This is a genomic window from Candidatus Thermoplasmatota archaeon, from assembly GCA_035541015.1.
Lineage (GTDB): Archaea > Thermoplasmatota > SW-10-69-26 > JACQPN01 > JAIVGT01 > DATLFM01.
Genome location: DATLFM010000080.1, coordinates 1 through 18,640 on the forward strand (window position 1 = coordinate 1; position 18,640 = coordinate 18,640).

The following is an 18,640-nucleotide window of genomic DNA, read 5'->3' on the forward strand; positions in this document are numbered from 1 at the left end:
GTGTGCGTCGGCGTGGTGCCCGGGGGCAGTCGCGGCGGGCGCGCGGAAGGCGGGGGAGGAGGCGGGCCGTAGGAGTTTGCCTTGCGCGGATGGGAGCCGTCCTGCCATTCCTGGTAGTCGCTGTGCCCGTCCCCATCCGTATCGACGAGACCGGGATGAGTCGTCACGTTGAGAGGCGATCCTTGCCACACGATGAGCCAGCCGCGGCGCTCGAAGCCGTCGTCGAGGCCGTCTCCGTCGGTGTCCGGCTTGCACGGGTCGCTTGGTTCGATAGCCTGGCGCTCGTCGGCGTCGCGCAAGCCGTCGCCGTCGCTGTCCCAGCTAAGCAGATTGTTGTCGCCGTCGAGGTCGCAGTCGCCGACGTCGCCGGTCCCAAGCGGGTCCCAGTACGCAGCCTCGGGGCCATCGTCCCAACCGTCCCGGTCGGTGTCGCGGCGTAGGGGATCGGTGCCATAGGTGGCCTCTCCGGGCCGGTTGCGGACGCTGTCGCGCACGCAGTTCCAGCCGAAGCCGCCGTCGCAGATGCCGTCCCCGTCCGTGTCCGGCAGGCGGGGTTTTGTGTCGGCGTGGAACTCGTCGCAGTTGGAAAGGCCGTCCCGGTCCGGGTCCACATCGATCTCGCGGTGCCGTGGATCGAGGTTCCAGTGCGTTTCCCACCCGTCGAGCGCGCAATCGGCGTCGGTGTCGTCAGCGCGCGGGTTCGTTCCGTTCCAATGCACGCCGTGTTCGAGCACGTAGTCGCGCGTGGCGGCGTCGCATCCCCCGCCGGGCCATGCCCACGGCCACCACGTTCGCCCGTAGCAGTATTCACGAAGGTTGGTCCAGGCCAGGTCGACGCCGTGGTACGCGCTCGCGTAGCTGTCTTCGTCGTCGTCCCGCAGAGCGTCGCTTGGATCAAGCGGCGCAAGCCCGTGGTACGACTCGTACCCGTCGGGCAATCCGTCACCGTCCGTGTCCGGATCCTTGGGGTTCGTGCCGTGGTCGCGTTCGCCGCGGAAGTCGCCGGGCACGAGGATTGCGCACGAAGGCGCGGGGTGCTGCTCCGTTGGGCCGCCGTCGCAAAGGCCGTCGTTGTCGGTGTCCGGACGCGACGGGTCAAGCCCGTCCCAGTACACGCCCAACTTGAGCGTGGTCGTCTCGCGCGTGCGTTCCCGGCAAACCGCGCGGCCGTCCGGCGTCGTCGGATCCCAGGGAAAACAGTATTCCGCGACGCTTGGGAGCCCGTCGCCGTCCCGGTCAAGGGACGCGTCCGACGGATCCAAGGGATTCAGGCCAAAGCGCGCTTCCCACCCGTCGGGCATGAGGTCGCCGTCGGTGTCGGGGTCGCAAGGATTGGTCGTCGCGTCGAGCTCGAGTCCGTCGCCGAATTCGTCGTAGTCGCTGTCCGGGTTGTACGGGCTGGGGCAGAAGTCGGCGTGGAACTCCGTCACGAGCCCGCGCCAGATCGGCCAGAAGGGCGGCAGACCAGGGTGGACCACGTCCTCGGGCGCAGGATCGGGCCACGCGGGATCGCACGACTCCATGGGCGGACCCAACAGGCTCCGATCGTGCCAGTGCGGCAAGCCAAGACCCTCGCGTGCGGCGTGGGTGAGGAGGCACTCGAATCCGTCTTGCAGGCCGTCGCCGTCCGAGTCGGGGTCCAGGAGGACGTTGTCGATCTCGTCTTCTTGCACGGGAACAAACGGATTCGTGGAGCCCGTCTCGCGGAAGAAGATCGTGCCAAGCCCGCTTTCGACGAGCGAGAAGTACGCCTCGCGCGAGTCGCTGAAGCCGTCGCCAGTCCCGCGGTCGCCGGAAATGCGCGGCTCGTGCTTTCGGATCATCCACGCGCTGCCGTAGCAGACGGGCGCGTCCATGCCGCAGTCGCTGTCGCCCCGGTCAGGCAGCGTGTCGTACACGTGGACCTCGACACCGTCGGAAAGCGTGTCCGTCGCGCGGGGATTGTCGGTCGATAGGCGGCTGTCGCCGTTGGGATCGTCGATGTCGCGCAATCCGTCGCCGTCGGTGTCGTGGTCCTTCAACGGGTGGTAGAGCGCCAGAAGCAGCGCGCCCTGCGGGTCGGACGCCGCCCCGAGCAGGTCTTTCACGCGCAGCGCGTCCCCGTCGTTGACGCGCTCGATGTAGCGCGCTTCGTGGCCGTCCCAAAGCCCGTCGAGATCGAGGTCTCGCCCGTTCTCGAACAGGACGGCGCCGGGCAGGTTCCGCGCCCAGGCGCAGGGCGGCGCGTCATAGAGGGGAATCGTCTGCCAGCGGAACTCCTCGAGGTTGTTGAGCTCGTCGCAGTCGAGGTCGCTTGCCGCGTCGACGGCCTGCCCCAGGGTCGCGCGGTAGAACTGCTGCCAGCAGTCTCCAAGGCCGTCGGCGTCCAGATCCGGCGCGCCCACCTGGTTGTGCATGAGGTGCTCAAACGCGCTCTTTGGGGAGGCGCCGCGGAAGCACTCGGCCACGTCGAAGGCCCGTAGGGGATCGGCGTTGTCGCGGAAGAGATTGGCGTAGAACACGATGGGCTTCGACGCGCACCCCATCTCCCACCAGTGGGCCCGATCGTGTGGATCTTGCGGCTGCAGGCCGGCGCACTCAGCGGGCGGTGAGCCGCAGGTCGAAATCTGGCGATGGTAGCTGTGCGCCAGGAAGTCGCACTGCTGCCACGCGACCACATTTCCCGACGCCCGAGGCGACACCGCGTGCGTGGAGACCAAGGGCGTGCTGACTTGGATCTCGGCACCCCCGACGGGGACGAGCAAACCCGGCCTCCAGCCGGTTTCCCGCCGCAGCGTGGCATCGTAGGTTCCCAGTGGGCACAGGGACGACGTGCCTCCCCTCCACAGGTCCCAATGGTTCGAGCATGCGAGGGGATCGTACCGTACGTGGCTTAGGTCGCGAGCCACGATCGCCATCGTACCGCTGTTGGAACCAAAGGCCCAGGCCGCCGGCTTGTTCCAGAACACGAGGTTGCCGCTTACGGCGACTTCCGTCCATCCCGGTGTCGCTTCGCCTACCATCAAGATGCGCCGCGAGGGGTCGGCAAGATCCATGGCCACGACGCCGTACCATGCTTCCCCGCTCCAGCTGTAATAGAACGACTCGCAGCACCACGCGACGAGATCGCCGTCGATGGCAAAGCTCGTTGGCCAGGACGAGAGGGGCCAGGGGGTTCGAAGGCCGCTTGTCAAGGATACCGCGCCGCTTGTGCTGACGAGGCGGTGGCCCGAGACGCGCGGGCTCCACCCGCGATCGGCGCACTCTCGCAAACGATTCTCGTGGAAATCGTAGACGTGGATGCACGGAGCGTATGGAGAAGCGTCCGTCATGTTGCCGAAATCTTCCCAAACGGCGTACCGGCCGCCGACGTCGATTTGGGCCACTTCGCTTCCCCAGTCGAATCCTCGCCCCAGCATCTTGCTCGCGCCGGTTGCCCCATCGAAAGCGTGCACTATCTCCGCATCTTTCCACACGACGCGGTGCCCCCGCACGGCCGCCCCCGTGATGTTGCCGGCTCCAATCAAGGGAAGGACCGTCTGCGACAGGACGTTTCGCGCAAGGAGCATGCCCTCGCCCACCCAGGCGACGCGGGCGCCATCGACGCCCACGAGGCTTTCCGCCTCGGGCGGCTTAAGGTACGGCGGGTCCCACGCACCGTCCAGGTGGATTCCCCGGTTTTCCCACGTTCGGCTGGCACAGCCCCACGCCCTCTCTTCGGAAAGGCTCGTGAGGAGCGCGACGCAGCGCTCGGCCTCGCGCAGGGTGCCGGGGACGTCGTCGGTGCAACGCGTGCCGACGTATTGATACGTAGGCAACGCGGCGCAGGCCTCGGTGGCGTCGGCTGCTCTGCGCGGCGGCGTGACGAACCACGACGCCTCCGAAGCGGGCGTTCGCAAGCCAAGGAGACGGTCGTTTCCGGCGTCGAGCTTGGGTTCGGGCGGGACCTCGAAGACGATCTTGAAGGCGGGACGGTCCGACACGTTCCGCCACGTCGCGCCGGCGTCGTCGCTCACGGTTCCTTTCGAGCCGTCGAGGTCGGCCGCGCCCGCGAGGCTCACGGAAACGTTCGCCGTGCGCTTGTGGACGAACAGGGACTCGTGGCTCCAAGGGATCGAGGTCGAGGCGCAATTCCACGCGTGGGACCGGGTTGCGTCGACGACGAGGGCGTGGATCGGTGCGGTTCCCACGTCGGGCCGCAAGACGATGGTGTCCCTTCCAAGCGTTTGGGCGTGAAGGCAAACGTGCGTGATCGTGCCCGCAGGCACGCCGGCGCCCCAAAATCGTCCTTGATACGCGGACGATCGGCCAAGCGGTCCGCCGACGTCGCCGCCAAGCGCGCTGCAGGTCGTGAGGTAGACGTCCTGTCCTTGCGCATCGTAGAGCAGTCCGCCTTCGCCGTTGCGCTGGGAGAGCGCCTTGCATCGCACTTCGTACCAGTCGTTGCCGCCCTGGTCGACGAGCGCGGCGTAAGCCGCCGTCAGGCTGACGCTTGCGCCCGTCGGACCCGGGTGCCATCCAGCCAAAGCCGTCCCGGTCTGGTGGCGCGCTCCGGCGTTCGAGGCGCCGTTGGTCGCGCCGCAATACGCCGTGCAGGCGCCGGTGTCGTCCACGTATCGGTCGTTTCCGCGGAAGTCTTGCAAGACGGCGATCGCCGTTTGGTTTTGGCCCGAAGGGCCAAACGGCGCAAGGCTCCACGAAACGTCGAGCGCGGGAATCACGGCGGCTCCGTTGAGCGCGGAGGCGCGGTCGGGCGGGCCGACGGAGCGGTACACGTCGTCGCCAAAGACGTCCGCGAGAAGCGCGACGCCTTGGCCAAGGACGCTTCCGTGCGCGGCGCTTTCTCCCACGGCGGCGTCGTACGCGTCGTTTCCAAACAGGTCCAGAAGGAAACCCGTTCCGTGAACGGCGCTTCCGGCCGTCGCGGCCCGCTCGCCCATGCGAGCCTCGTAGCGATCGTCGCCAAAGACGTCGAGGAGCCCCCCGGCGGCGTCCACGCCGCTTCCGGCGTGCGCGCGGCGGGGACTGGCAGGGCCTTCGAGCGCGAGGTAGTCGACGAAACGCTCCACGGCCCACGCCGTTTCCGGCGAGCGCCATTGCAAGCGAAACGTGTGAAGGCCAGGCATGAGGGGCTCCGAGAGGGGCACTTCCCAGGCATCCCCGGCCGGCAGCGCTTGGCAGCGCGTGGCCGCGTGCGTTGCTTCGGATCCTTGGCTGCGGACGGCAAGGCGCCATTCGAGCCATTCGGGGCAATGGGCGCTCATTGTCGCAACGTGCAGGCTGGTCGCCGGCGCGTCGAGGACCACGTCCCACTCGGCGGCGCAAAGGCCCATGTGCAGGAGCAGCGCCTCGCTCCCGCTTGCGCCCTCGACGTGCCGCGGCTGGTTGGCGCATCCGACGTCGCGTGAGCGTGCTTCCCCTTCGAGGACGCGGCGGAAAGGCCCAACCGAATCCGAGCCGACGTACCGGTCGTTGCCCAGAAGGTCCATGGCAAAGGCGGACCGCAGGCCGCCCCACGCTCCGCCGGCGTTGTTGGCGTACGTGTCGTCTCCGCCGAAGTCGAGCTGGAAGGCGTAGTGGCACGCGTGCACGTTGTCGTGTTCGTTGAGGTCGACGAGCACGCCCCAGTCGCAGTTTCCAAGCACCGGCAGCGGCGGCGACGCGCCGGCGGTGCGCGAGGGCGGATTCGACAGGAGCTCGGCGGCGAGCAGGCCCGCGTACTGCGCAACCGCCTGCTGGGCCTTCAACAGCCGCGCGCTTGCGCTCTCGTCGAGCTCGTTTGCGCCGTCGAAGATTTCGCCTGCAAGCGCGTGCCGGTCGCGCAGGGATCCCAAGAGAGCGCCGAAGGCGGCGTCTTGGCGGGGCAACAGCCGTTGCGCGAACTGCTGGATGGCAAGCTCGTCCTCCACGGACAATGGCACGCCAAGCTCGGAGAGCAACGCGCGCATGCCGGCGGCAAACGATTGCGGCGCGGGAGGCGGGGGCGGGATGCCCGAGATTCCAAGCACGTAGGCCGAGTGGTCGAAGAGTGAGCCCAGGGAGCCAAGGACCCGCGCGGCCGGGCCGTCAAGTCCGATCGGGAGCGGGAGCAAGGCGGGTGCAAACGTCGGCAACGCCGGGTCGGCAAGCGCGCCGGCCGGGGCGGGCAACTGGGAGCCCAGCAGGACGAGCACGGCGGCGACGGCAAACCCGCGCGACCGCCGCCGGTCCCATGCCCGGTTGTGTTTCATTCGACAGGAAGCGGGCTTGGGCCGTCGTGGCCCTTTTCCGAACTTCCTGTACGGACTCGAACCGGTTCATGGAACAAACGACGTGCGGCCGCTCGCTCCTACCCCGCGGAGGCGCGCGTGAGAGCGGCGCGCAGGCCGCCCTCGTCGGCCGTGCCGTAGCCCCATTTCTGCACGATCGTGCCGTCGGGTCCGATGACGACCACGCTTGATTGGGACGTGATGCCAAAGGCCCGTTGCACGGCGAAGCCTGCGTCCGTCCCGTGCGGCCAGGGATTCGCGTTCTGACGCTTCCATCGTTCGAGCGTTTCGCGATTGTCGGAGCCGTCGAACGCGATCGAGTAGAAGCTCGCCCGATGGCTCCAATCGGCGTGCACGCGCGCGAGCATGGGCGTCTTGCCGCGGCAGGTTCCGCACCACGAGGCCATGAAGAAGAGGAGGGCGGGCTCTCCCGCGGCGGTGGCGTTCGAGTGCACGTTGCCCTCCGTGTCCGCGAAGGACCACGCGACCGGGCCGGAGCCGGTGTCGCGCGGTGCTCCGCCCATGCAGCCGGCAAGCGGGGGCGCGGAAAAGAGGACCAAGGCGAGCCAGAGTCGCGCGTTCAGGGTTCCACCATCCCTCGCCGCGGCCCGCGGTAGAGCGCGAGAAGATCGTGCACGCGGGGCGAAAGGTCGGTGCGGACCGGAAGGCCGAGGTCCTTCATCTGGGCGGGCGAGAGAGGATACGCGTGCGCGTAGCCGCCCTGCACGAGCCGCGCCACGAGCGTCTCGGGCTGCGGCACCTTGTCCTTCACGAGGTCGAGCACGGCCTGGCGCGTGCCGGCAAGGAGCTTCTCGCTCACGTCGGCAAGCGCAAGCGTCGCGTCGTCGGCGTCCTTGCCTTTCTCGCGCGCGATCTTGACCCAGCTCGTGGTCGAGTGCCACCCGCGCAGGAGGTCGCCGACTTGGGGATCGACGGCGCCCATGACGGCGTCGGGGTCCATGACGATCTCGTCGGCGCCAAGGGCGATGAGCGTTCCGCCGGACATGGCGTAGTGGGGAACAAGGACGCGGACGCGCGCCTTGTGGTGGGAGAGAGCGCGCGCGATCTGCAGGGCGGCGTGGTACTGGCCCCCCGGCGTGTGCACGACGACGTCGAGGGGCCGGTCGGGGCCGACCCGCCGGATCGCGCGGAGAAGGGCTTCGGCGTCGTCCATGTCGATCATCGTGTAGATGGGCCAGCCAAACAGAGACAGCGGCCCCTTGCCGTGAACAAGCGTGAGCACCGTGGCGCCCGATTCCTCCTCGAGCGCGCGAAGGATCCTCCGACGCCGGCGGAGGAACCGCCGGGCCGCAAGACGCGGGGTGGCAAGGGCGAGGACCAGCAGCGCGAGGAGGGCCCACCCGAGGATGGTGAGCGGGTCCGAGAGGTCGACCATGGCGCCCCGTGACGGGACCTCCGGATAATCGTTATTTCGATGCCCGAGCCGTCGGCCCGCGTGCGCGCCGCCACGCTCCTTGCCCTCTGCCTTCCGGCCCTCGCGCTGCTCCACGTGCTGCCTTCAGGGGTTCCTCCCCCGCCCGTGTCCTTGTCCGACCTGCCGTTGCACGAAGGACGCCGCGTGGCGATCGTCGCAACGGTGGGGTCGGTGACGACGACAACGCACGGCGCGGCGTTGCGGCTCGTGGCCGACGACGCCTCGACGGTTCTGCTCGCCCGAGGCGACACGGCGGCCGAGAAAGGCGATTTGGTTCGCGCCGTCGGCACGCCGTCCCGGTCCGCGCGCGGAATCGTGTTCTTCGCGGAAGCCCAGGACGTCGTGGTGATCCGGCCTGCCGCCTGAGCTTGCGGCGGCCGCTCTTGCGGGCGCTGCGCTTGGCGTCGCGACGGGACTCGTTCCCGGGCTTCACGCCAACACCTTGGCGGTCCTGCTGCTGCCCCTTGTCGCATCCGCCGGCGGCGAGGCCGCGCCTTCGTTCACGTGCCTGCTCGTCGCGCTTTCGCTTTCGCATACGGTCGTGAGCTTCGTGCCGGCCACGCTCGTCGGGGCTCCCGAGGTCGAGGCCGCCGCGTCGGCGCTTCCGGCGCACCGGTTGCTTCGCGAGGGCCGCGGGCTCGAGGCCGTCGAGCTTGCCGTGCTCGGTTGCCTCGTGGGCTTTGGGTGCGCGCTTGCGTTGCTGCCGGCCTTCCTCCTTTTCCTGCGCGCGGCCGTTCCGGGAGGCGCCCTCTCGGCGGCGACGCCGTGGGTTCTCCTTGCGGTGGCCGCCGTCGTGGTGGGCACCGAGACGCGAACGATCGGCGGATCCCGGGCCAAGGGCGTGGGCGCAGCGGCTCTTGTCTTTCTCCTGTCGGCCCTGCTCGGCTTTGGCGCCCTGCGCTGGCCGTTGGACCCTGTCGTGAACGCGGGAGAGGGCACGCTCCTTCCGCTCCTCTCCGGCCTCTTTGGCCTTCCGGGACTCCTGCTCTCGGCCTCGGGTCCGCCGCCGCCTCCACAGAAGGACTGGCCCGTGGCCGAAGCGCGCGGCGACACGGCGCGCTCGGGCGGGCTTGGGGCGTTGTTCGCAAGCGCGCTTGCGATCCTTCCGGGCACGACGGCAGGCGTGGCGGCGATCCTTGCGCTCACCGCACGCCGCGCCGCCCGCCCCGAGCAAGCCATCGTCGCGACGGCGGCGGCCGCCTCGGCAGGCGCGCTCTTTACCGTGCTCGCCTTCGTCCTCGTGGCGCGCGCCCGCTCGGGCGCCATGCTCGTGGTCGAGCGCGTGCTCGCGCCCGAGACGTGGTCGCACGTCCTTCCGTCCGCCCTTGCGCTTTCGTTCCTGGCGTCGGCGACGGTGGGTCTTCTTGTCGGTTCCGTGGTCGCGCCGCCCCTGGCAAGGACCGCCTGGCGGCGGCTCCGTGCCCTGCCGCATCGCTCCGCCAGTCTTTGCGTGGCCGCCTTTGTGGCCGGCCTGTGCTTTGCCTTCGGGGGCCTTCCCGCGCTGGCTCTGCTGGCCGTCGCAACGCTCGTGGGTCTGCTTCCCTGGAAGCTTGGCCTTCGCCGGACCCACCTTCTTGGAGCGACGATGGCGCCCGTGCTCTCGTGGCTCGCCTAGCGCCCCGGCGCCGGGGGCTTTGCCTGCGCTTGCGCGATCTCGCGCCGCGCCTCCTCCAGAAGGGAGGGGGAGAGGACGGCCTTGCGGTAGGCCGCCACGGCCAGGGCCGTCTTGGGAAGAAGCCGTCCGCCGCAGAGCGCCTGCACGGCCTGCACCTCGCTTGCAAGGTCGGGCGCCTCCACCTGCGAGGCGGGCCCCGTCTCCGGTGGTCCGGACGCGGCGGGGTCCGCCGGTCGCCACCCGGCGGGGACCTCGATGCTCGCAAGATCGAAGGTCGGACGGAGCGTCTCGCCGAGCTCCGCGAGCAGGCCCTCGCGGACCGCGTCGTCGAGGAGGACCTTCGCCTGCGCCGGAGTGAACCACCCAAGGTCGAGGCTCAGCACGTGCTTGAGGTGGACCCGCGACAGGGCGTCGGCGCCCTTTCGTCGGAAGGCGGCGGCAAGCACGCGCGGATCGACCATGGGCTCACCGGAGGGGGCCGTCCAGGAGTGCCGAGGCGATCGCGCCTGCGTACCCCATCTCCTGCAGGCGCGCGGCGTCGCTTGCGTCGCGGACGCCGCCAGCAAACCACCGCTCCCCCGCGTGAAGCGAAGCCACCTCGTTCGCGATTGCCGCGTCGACCCCTGCGCGCTTGCCCGCACGCGCGAGGTCGATCACGAGCACCGGAAGCGACAGTTCGGAGGCGAGCGCGAGCGCGCCGCGGAGATCCCGCGCGTCGGCGCGATTGGCGACGAAACGCCCTTCGAACTCGAGCCCCAGCACCACCGAATCGGACGCCTCCGTGATGTCCAGCAGATCGCTCTCCCCGTCCGGCAAGCGGCTCCAACGGACGGTGACGCGCTCGGCGCCTGCGACCAGGGAGTCGGCGACGTCGGGAAGCGTACCCGCCCCCGTGTCGGCCCACGCGGGCCGCCGCCGGGTCCAGCGCTGCAGGAATTCCACGTCGGGCCGGTTGCGCGACAGGCCTTCGAGGTCGACGAGGTACGCCGGCCCGTCGCCGGCCGCCTGGGCCAAGCGCTCCTCGGAGCCGGGCGGAAGCGAGGCGCCGCCGGCGTCGGTGAGGCGGCCGCGCCGAACGTGGGCGGCAGGAACAAGCTGCATGCGGGGCGCAACGGTGGTCGCCCGCATAAGCCCCGCGGTCGGGCACGTCCGGCGGCCCGCCGGGCGACCGTCATCCTTATCCCAAAGGATATCATACTCGGGTTGCTCGCCACGATGAGGAAGAACGCATCCCTGATCGCATGATGAGTGATGGGCGAACCAAGTGGCGGCATTTCCTCGGGACGGCGGTGGGTCGATGCCACGCAAGGGACAACGCGGCGCGTTCGGCGCGGTTCGCGCGCGCGTCCGCAAGGAGGTTCTCCGGAACCCCGGCGTGGGCGTGAGCGAGATCGCGCGCCGGCTCGGCTTCGACCAGTCCACGATCAACTACCACGCGCACATCCTGGCGGCCGAGGGGGCCGTGCAGATCGTGAAGGACGGCCGCACGCTTCGCCTGTTCAAGCCGGGCCGCCGGTCGCGTCGCGAGCTTGCGCCGCTTCTCGTCGCCCGCCACCCGGCCCTGCGCAAGATCGTGCAGGCGATCCTTCGCCACCCCGGCATCAACGGAGAGACGTTGGCCCAGCGCCTCAAGCTTGCCAAGAGCACGGTCTCCTACCACGTGAAGAAGCTGCGGTCGCAGGGAGTGGTGACGCGGCGGAACGGCCCCGACGGCCAGCAGCTTTTCGTGAGCCCGCGGTTCAGGCGCGCCTTCCGCTAGGCGGCGGGGAACGCGGTTTGGCCGCGGAAAGCGACGGGAGCTCCTTTGCCATGAGCAGTCCCCGCTCCGTCAGGTAGCCCGTCACGTACTTGGCGGGCGTGACGTCGAACGCCGGGTTGTGGGCCCGGACCCCCTCGGGCGCCACGCGGACGCCTGCCAACTCGAGCACCTCCGACTCGTCGCGCTCCTCGATCGCGATGCCGGCGCCCGACGGCGTGGCCGGATCGTAGGTGCTCGCCGGCAGCGCCACGTAGAACGGGACCCCGTGCTCGCGCGCGAGCACGGCCTTCTCGTACGTGCCGATCTTGTTGGCCACGTCGCCGTTCTGGGCCACCCGGTCGGCGCCGACGATGACGAGGTCGACCTCGCTGCGCGAGAGGAACCACCCGGCGGCGTTGTCGGCCACGACGCGCGCGTCGATGCCCTCGTTGAGAAGCTCCCAGGCCGTGAGGTGGCCCTGCAGCCGGGGCCGCGTCTCGTCGCAGAGGACCGAGAACCGGCGACCCTGCCGCGCGGCCAGCCGAAGCGGCGCCGTCGCCGTGCCGAGGTCCACCGTGGCAAGCGCGCCGGCGTTGCAGTGCGTAAGGATGCGGGCTCCGTCCTTCACGAGCGGAAGCCCGGCCTCGCCGATGCGCCGGCAGGCCTCCACGACGCCGTCGGCGTACGCCTGCGCGGCGGCCAGTGGATCCTCGCCGCGTCGGATCGCTTCGTGGACGTGCTCGACTCCGTGGGCAAGGTTGACGGCCGTCGGCCGCGTGGCGCGGAGGATCGAGGACGCCCGCTCGGGGTCGGCTGCGCCAAGGGCCATTCCAAAGGCGGCCGCCGCGCCGATCGTGGGCGCGCCCCGGACGGTCATGTCCGCGATCGCCGAGGCGACCTCCTCCACGGTGCGAAGGTCCCGCAGCTCAACCCGCCGCGGCAGGAGCCGCTGGTCGAGGACCCGCAACGCTTCGCGCTCCCACCAGAGCGCGCGAAGCTCGCGCGGGCGGCCGTTGAGGAGCACGCGCATGCGGCGCTAGATCTCCTCCATCGCGGCCTCGTGGGCTTCGATGGCGAGTTCACGGGCCTCGTCGAGCGTGGGCCCCACGGCGAAGCAGCCGTGGTTCTTGAGAAGGAAGAAGGGCGCCTTCCGGACGATCTTGATGGCCTCCATCGTCCATTCGAGGGAGCCCGGCGGACGCATCTCGCGCGTCTCGGGGAACATTCCCGTCTTCTTCTGCGCCTTGAGGATGGCCGGGTCGTCGAAATGGAGAACGCCGTGGAACTCCTCGTGCGTGTCGTAGAGCAGCCAGTGCAGGCCCGCCTCGAAGCACGGCTCCTGCGTGCCCATGCACATGAGACGGTTGCGCTGCGCGTCGTAGTCGACGACCTCGACGAAGTCGGGCTCCTCCATGCTCGCGAAGACCGACCCGGCGCGGTTGATGACGATGCGCTTGCCGTAGCGCGCGCTCACGCTTCCAAGGCCGTTTGCCATGCCCGCTTCGCCAAACTCGCGGGCAAGAGCCGCAAGCTTGGGCACAAGGGGGTTCCGGCTGGGCTCGTTGCCGACGAAGAACGTGCGGAATTTGCGAGGTGAAAGCTCGACGCCCATTCGCTTCCCCGGTCCTTGGCTAGGGCGGCCAAAGGGCCAACGGGTCTTAAGCGTTGCCCGCAAGCCAAAAAGACGCGCGGGCGGGCCTGCGCGCGGCCGTCGCATGTTCGGTCTTCCGCACGGGGAAAGCGTTATCTGGGGCTCTCGTATGCCGGTGCCCGCTCGCGCGCTCACGCGCGCGACGATGCCCTGGAAGGCCGGCGTTCGGAAAGGCTTTTGGAACCCTCGGGCCTACGAGCCCTCGTGCGCGGCGTTTGCAAACGGTGCGGGACGGGCGAGTTCCTCCCGTTCAAATGCCGTTTCTGCGGCGACGCCTTCTGCGCCGAGCACCGCATCCCCGAGACGCACGAGTGCCCGGGCCTCGCCGATTGGCGAACGCGCGTCCGGGAGGATCGTCCCTCGTTGCCCTCGCGCCGCGAGCGGGAGATGGCCCCGGCCGGCCGCCACGTGCCAACCCATCGCCGGGCGCTCGGCCGGGCGCGCGCCTTCGTGACGCGCTCGGCCACGTCCACGCTCCTTGTCCTCATCGTCATCGGCTTCCTCCTGCAGTGGGTGGGCGGCGCGCTTTGGGGTCTGGCGACCGGCGCGCCGGGCGTTTGCCCCACCGACGGCCGGGTCGTTTCGGCCTCCGGCTCGGCCCTTTGCGGCGTGGACCAGGTCGTCCGAGTGTTTGGAGCAGGTCCCGGGGCCGGAAGCCTCCTCGAGAAGCCGTGGGCTCCCCTCACGAGCCTCTTCCTGCACGGATCGCCGCCCTCCACGATCGGCGCGCTGTACCACCTCTTCTTCAACGCGCTCGTCCTGTTCTTCTTCGGGCCGTGGGTGGAAAGCCGCATCGGGGACCGTCGGACGATCCTGTTCTTCCTCGGGGCGGGCGTGGGCGGCGCCGTCGCCGAAGCGGCGCTTGGAGGTGGAATCGTGGTGGGCGCCTCGGCCGGCGTGCTCGCGTTCCTCGCCTGCATCGCCGTCCTTGCCCCCTACCGCCAGATCCACTTGTTTGGCATCCTTCCGATGCCCATGTGGGTCTTGGCCGGCCTCGTGCTGCTGGCGACGTTCCTCCTCTCGCTTGCCGGCGGCGGCGTCGCCGTGATCGCCCACGTCGTCGGTCTTGCCGCCGGCGCCGCGTACGGGTGGCAGCTGCGCACGCGCGGCATTTTCCTGCGCGAGCGCGACCGAAGCCCGTGGCAACGGTACTGATGTTTCCTGCGCAATTGCGCAGGAACGCGGCGGCACCCTTCAACCGTTCGTACTTGTGCGTTGCGGAAACGCCCTTTCCCCGCAGCTTAGGTTGCGCCCGACCACTGGATCGACCGGGTTTGGCTTGGAAGGCATCTGCGACGTCTGCGGCAACGGCCGCTTCGTCCCGACGATCTGCCGCGAGTGCCGGCTCCGGCTGTGTCCCTCGCACGCGGGCTCGCACGCCTGCGGGGAGCCTTGTACCGCGCCGCTTCGGGTCACGACGCTCCCCCCGGCGCCTGCGCGGTCGATGGCGCTTGCCGTTCGCGCCGCCGCGCAGGAGGTGCTCTCCGACGCCCGACGGTCGATCTCCTTTGCCCTCCTGCTCCTCGTGTGCGCCGGCTTTGCGCTGCAGGTGCTAGGCGGCCTCGTGCTGTGGGCCGCCGTGGGCGAGCCGGCCGAAGCGCTCTCGGGCGCCATCACCGGCGCGCTTGCGGCAGGACCCGGCCTCGAGGGCGTCTTCCAGAAGCCTTGGACGCTTGCGACGGGCGCCTTCGTGCACGCAAGCCTCGCGCACCTTGCGGCCTCGTGCGCGTTCCTGTACTTCTTCGTGGGGCCGGTGGAATTGCGCCTGGGCCGTCGGGGCACGGCCGTCCTGTTCCTGCTCGGCTCGGCGACGGCGTTTCTTGCCCAAAACGCCCTCTTCCACGGCTACGCGCTTGGAAGCTCGGGCGGAATCCTCGCGCTCGCCGGCGCCGCCGTCGCGGCGTGCCCGCGCGACCGCATTCCGTTCTTCTTCGTGCGGTCCCCCCTGTGGGTCGTCGCGATCGTGTTCGTCGCGGTGGACGTCATCTCCACGACGCCCCTTGTCTCGGTGGGTCCGGTCAGCCGCGCGGCGAACCTCACGCACGTCGCGGCGCTTGGCGCGGGCTTTGTCGCCATGCGCGCCGCGCAGGCGGGCTACGATCCCCTGCGCGCGGCGCGCCGGATCGTCCGCAAGCTCCGGGGCGCCGCGCGGCGTCTCCGCGCTCCCGCCGCCGCAACGCCCCTCCACGAGCACGTGGAGCGCCTGGCGCCGCCCGCGCGGTGACTTTATCCCGTCGACGGCCCGTACCGGCGCCGACGGCATGACGCTCGACGAGGAGAATCCGTACAAGCGGTTCGCCACGGCCGGCGCGCGCGAACACGAGGCGCCGAGCAAGTCGTTCGACGTGACCCACCTGCGCCTCGAGCTTGCGATCGACGAGGTCGAGGGCGCGGTGGAGGGATCGGCCACGCTTTCGCTTCGGCCCATCGTGCCCACGCGCGAGGTCGTGCTCGACGCCGTCGACCTCGACGTGCGTTCGGTCGAGGCCGACGACAAGGAGGTCGCCTTCGAAGTCCTTCCCGGCTCGCTGCGCGTGGAGCTCCCCCGGCCGGCGGAGAAGGCCTTCGCGCTGCGCGTCTCCTACCGCGCGAAGCCAAGGACGGGCCTGCATTTCATCCGACCGTCGAAGGCGCACCCTCGCAAGCCCTGGCAGGTGTGGAGCCAAGGCCAGGCGGAGGATTCGCGCCATTGGTTCCCCGTCGTGGACCACCCCAGCGACAAGATGACCTCCGAGGTCGTGGCGACGGCGAAGGACCGTTTCCTTGTCGTGTCGAACGGACGCCTCGTGTCGACGACGCACGACAAGCGCGCACGCACGCGGACCTGGCATTGGCTCCACAAGGTTCCGCACCCGGCCTACCTCGTCTGCGTCGTGGCCGGCGAGTTCGACGAGGTCCGCGCCGCGGCAGGCGACGTTCCCCTCCGCTACCTCGCTCGAAAGGGCGAGGGACGACGCGCGGAGGTCCTCTGCCGCAACACGCCGGACATCCTGGCATTCTTCGGCGAGTACACCGGCCGCGCCTATCCGTACGAGAAGTACGACCAGGCCGTGCTCGTGGACTTCATGTGGGGCGGCATGGAGAACACCGGCATCACGACGCTCAACGAACGGTACCTTTGCGACGAGCGCCACCGCGTCGACGTCGATCCGGACGGCCTCGTCGCGCACGAGGCGGCGCACCAGTGGTTTGGCGATCTTCTCACGTGCAAGAGCTGGGAGCACGCGTGGCTCAACGAGGGGTTTGCAACCTACTTCGACGCGCTTTGGCACGAGCACGCGTTTGGTGCCGACGAGCTTGGCGTGCGCATGCGCGAGAACCTGCGAGCCTACCTCGAGGAGGACGCGGGGAAGTACCGGCGGGCCATCGCGACAAACGTGTTCGTGGACGCCGAGGACGTCTTCGACCGGCACCTGTATCCGAAGGCGGCGTGGGTCCTACACACGCTACGCGGGGTTCTCGGCGACGAGGCTTTCCGGGCGTCGGTGCGCCACTACGTGCGAAGCCACGAGGGCGGCAACGTCGAGACGAACGACCTGCGCGCGGCCATCGAGGAGGCGACGGGGCGCAACCTCGACGGCTTCTTCCGCCAATGGATCCACAAGGCTGGGCACCCCGAGCTCGAAGTTTCCTGGAAGTACGAGCCCGAACGGAAGGTCGTTGCGCTCACCGTGCGCCAGGTCCAGAAGGTGACGCAGACCGACCCCCAGACGCCGCTGTTCCGCTTTTCGGCTGACGTCCTCGTTTTCGCCGGGACGCCGCAGCGCGAGCGCGTCGAGATCACCGATCGCGAGCACGTCTTCCTGCTGCCCGCTTCGCGTCGGCCCGAGTTCGTGGAGTTCGATCCGGACGGCCGCGTTCTGCACGTGCAAAAGGGCGAGCGCCCGCGCGACGAGCGCATCGCCGTCCTATCCAAGGGCCCCACCGCGTGGGTCCGAATGACGGCCGCCGAGAAGCTCGGCGACTTCCCCGGCGACGAGAAGGCCACGCACGCGCTCGAGAGCGCGCTTGCCGGCGACCCGTGCTGGGGGGTGCGGGCGGCCGCGGCCAAGGCGTTGTGCTCGATGGCGACCCCGGATGCGCTGAGGGCGTTGCGCGCCGCGTTTGCGGACAAGGACCCGCGCGTGCGGCGGGCGGCCGCGGGCGGTCTTGGAAGCTTCCGCACGCCGGAAGGGTTCCGCCAGGCGGCCCGCGTGGCCACGTCGGACGCAAGCGACTACGTCGTCGCGTCCGCGCTGTCCTCGGCCGGCGCCACGCGCCAACCCGCCGCCTTCGAGCTTCTGCGTTCCTCGTTGCCCCGCCGCGGGCACAACCACGTGATCACGGCCGGCGCCCTGCTGGGCCTCGGACAGACGCGGGAACGGCGGGCCGTCGCGCTCGCGCGCCGGCACGCCGCGCCGGGCCGGGAAACGGTCGTGCGCGCGGCGGCGATCACGGCGCTTGCGAACCTCTGGGAGCACGTCGAGGCCGAGCGGGCCGCGATCCTGGAGTCCCTCGTTGAGCTGGCCCGCGATCCGATGCACCAGGTGCGCCGGGCCGCCGTGGAGGTCCTCGGCCGCGTGGACGACGCGGCCGCCGCCGCGGAGCTGCGGCGGGCCGCGCGGGCGGAGGTGATCGGTCTTGTCCGCGCGGCGGCCCGCAACGCGTCCCGCGAGCACGCCGAGCGGGCGGACCGGAAGGCCGACCGGGCGCGCGTTCGGCGCGATCTCGAGGAGCTTCGCGACGAGGTGCGCGCGCTCAAGGCCCGGGTGAACGAGCTTGCGGGCCGGCAGGCGCTCTCCCACGAGCGCGCGGCGAAGGACGACGGGTCTCCGCGCACCCGTCGCCGCCGGGCACGCGCGAAACCGAGCCGCTAGGCGCCACCCGCGAACGCTCATATACGGGTCCCCCTTTCCACCCACGGTACCCGGATGGCGGAGCGCTATCTCATCCTGGGCGACGGCATCGCCGGCGCCACGGCCGCCGTGACCTTGCGCAAGCACACGGACGACCCGATCACGATCCTCACGGACGAGGGCGAGCCCCTGTACAACCGGGTCGCCATCAAGGATTTCGCCAAGGGCAACGCGGCCGAGGAGAAGGTGAAGATCCACGACCTCGCCTTCTACGACAAGAACAACGTCGAGCTTCACCTGCACACGCAGGCGCGCAACATCGACGATCAGAACAAGGTCGTGATCACCGAGGACCGCCGGCAGTTTCCCTACACGAAGCTCCTTATCGCCACCGGGGGAACGCCCAAGCGCCTGCCGGTCCCCGGAAACGACGCCGAGGGCATCCACAAGTTCTGGACCTTCGTGGACGCGCGCCACCTGCGGGCGGACGCGCTTGCCAACGCGGGCAAGCCCGGCATCGCCATCGGCGCCGGTCTCCTTGGCATCGACATCGCCGTCGTGCTTGGCGTCAACGGCGTGAAGTGCAACTATCTCATGCGGGGCAACCGCTGGTGGCGCGAGGGCATCAGCAAGGCGGGAAGCGAGATCGTGGAGAAAGCGCTTGCCGAGAAGGGCGTCGCGTGCGTGTTCCACCAGACGCCCGTCGCCTTCGAACACGACGCCGCGGGCCGCGTCGCGGGCGTCCGCACCGAATCGGGGGAGCTCTTCCCCTGCTCGATCGCGGGCGTGGCCGTGGGCCTCAACATGAACACCCGCATCCTCGCCGGCACGCGCATCAAGCGGGGCGAGGGCGTCCTGACCGACTCGTTCCTGCAGACGAGCGTTCCCGACGTCTACGCGGCCGGCGACATCGTGCAGTTCTACGACGTCATCGCCGAGCGCATCGCCATGCACGGGTCGTGGGCCAACGCGAAGAAAAGCGGCGAGGTTGCCGCGCTCAACATGCTCGGCCAGAACGTGGAGTACCGCTTCGTCGACACCTACAGCATCAACCACTTCGACTTCATGGTGGGCTCGGTGGGCAACGTGCTTGGCGAGTCGGACATCGAGCGCAAGTACTCGGACACGGACTACAAGCG

General features: G+C 69.9%; 14 protein-coding genes. 7 read left to right on the forward strand and 7 right to left on the reverse strand.

Features of this window, described 5'->3' with window-relative positions; all coding sequences use genetic code 11:
• The 3 genes from VM681_07175 to VM681_07185 form a co-directional block, all read right to left on the reverse strand.
• A partial coding sequence (locus VM681_07175) for a hypothetical protein (GenBank protein HVL87764.1) occupies positions 1–6,209 on the reverse strand: 6,209 nt, incomplete at its 3' end.
• 98 nt (positions 6,210–6,307) lie between these two features.
• A complete protein-coding gene (locus tag VM681_07180) occupies positions 6,308–6,787 on the reverse strand; it encodes a TlpA disulfide reductase family protein (protein ID HVL87765.1) in 480 nt (159 codons plus the stop codon).
• Between the two features lie 20 nt (positions 6,788–6,807).
• A complete protein-coding gene (locus VM681_07185) occupies positions 6,808–7,623 on the reverse strand; it encodes an ATP-dependent Clp protease proteolytic subunit (protein HVL87766.1) in 816 nt (271 codons plus the stop codon).
• Between the two features lie 39 nt (positions 7,624–7,662).
• Between VM681_07185 and VM681_07190 the strand changes: the two genes are divergently transcribed.
• Together VM681_07190 and VM681_07195 are read left to right on the forward strand one after the other, a co-directional pair.
• Entirely contained in the window at positions 7,663–8,028 is a 366-nt protein-coding gene (locus VM681_07190) for a hypothetical protein (protein HVL87767.1), read from the forward strand.
• Positions 8,018–9,277 (forward strand): tripartite tricarboxylate transporter permease, encoded by a 1,260-nt coding sequence (locus VM681_07195; GenBank protein HVL87768.1) that lies wholly within the window; start codon positions 8,018–8,020, stop codon positions 9,275–9,277. Before VM681_07190 ends, VM681_07195 begins: the two co-directional genes overlap by 11 nt.
• Here the strand turns inward: VM681_07195 and VM681_07200 are convergent.
• Entirely contained in the window at positions 9,274–9,738 is a 465-nt protein-coding gene (locus VM681_07200; protein HVL87769.1) for a DUF2240 family protein, read from the reverse strand. The two genes, VM681_07195 and VM681_07200, sit on opposite strands and share 4 nt — an antisense overlap.
• Before the next feature lie 4 nt (positions 9,739–9,742).
• Positions 9,743–10,378, reverse strand: a complete 636-nt coding sequence (locus VM681_07205; GenBank protein HVL87770.1) for a HisA/HisF-related TIM barrel protein — start codon at positions 10,376–10,378, stop codon at positions 9,743–9,745.
• Positions 10,379–10,574: 196 nt separating this feature from the next.
• Here VM681_07205 and VM681_07210 point away from each other — a divergent pair, with 196 nt between their 5' ends.
• The gene (locus VM681_07210) at positions 10,575–11,036 is read left to right on the forward strand and encodes a MarR family transcriptional regulator (GenBank protein ID HVL87771.1); all 462 of its coding nucleotides are present in this window, start codon (positions 10,575–10,577) and stop codon (positions 11,034–11,036) included.
• Here VM681_07210 and mtnA read toward each other — a convergent pair.
• A complete protein-coding gene (mtnA, locus tag VM681_07215) occupies positions 11,017–12,045 on the reverse strand; it encodes an S-methyl-5-thioribose-1-phosphate isomerase (GenBank protein HVL87772.1) in 1,029 nt (342 codons plus the stop codon). The genes VM681_07210 and mtnA overlap by 20 nt on opposite strands.
• Before the next feature lie 6 nt (positions 12,046–12,051).
• Positions 12,052–12,627 carry a class II aldolase/adducin family protein gene (locus VM681_07220; GenBank protein HVL87773.1) on the reverse strand — a complete coding sequence of 192 codons (576 nt, stop codon included), beginning with the start codon at positions 12,625–12,627 and terminating at the stop codon, positions 12,052–12,054.
• 243 nt (positions 12,628–12,870) lie between these two features.
• Here VM681_07220 and VM681_07225 point away from each other — a divergent pair, with 243 nt between their 5' ends.
• The 4 genes from VM681_07225 to VM681_07240 all read left to right on the forward strand — a co-directional run.
• Positions 12,871–13,821, forward strand: a complete 951-nt coding sequence (locus tag VM681_07225; GenBank protein HVL87774.1) for a rhomboid family intramembrane serine protease — start codon at positions 12,871–12,873, stop codon at positions 13,819–13,821.
• Between the two features lie 124 nt (positions 13,822–13,945).
• A complete protein-coding gene (locus VM681_07230; protein ID HVL87775.1) occupies positions 13,946–14,890 on the forward strand; it encodes a rhomboid family intramembrane serine protease in 945 nt (314 codons plus the stop codon).
• Between the two features lie 37 nt (positions 14,891–14,927).
• On the forward strand, positions 14,928–17,522 hold the full coding sequence (locus VM681_07235; GenBank protein HVL87776.1) for a M1 family aminopeptidase: 2,595 nt from the start codon (positions 14,928–14,930) through the stop codon (positions 17,520–17,522).
• Between the two features lie 54 nt (positions 17,523–17,576).
• A partial coding sequence (locus VM681_07240) for an FAD-dependent oxidoreductase (protein ID HVL87777.1) occupies positions 17,577–18,640 on the forward strand: 1,064 nt, incomplete at its 3' end.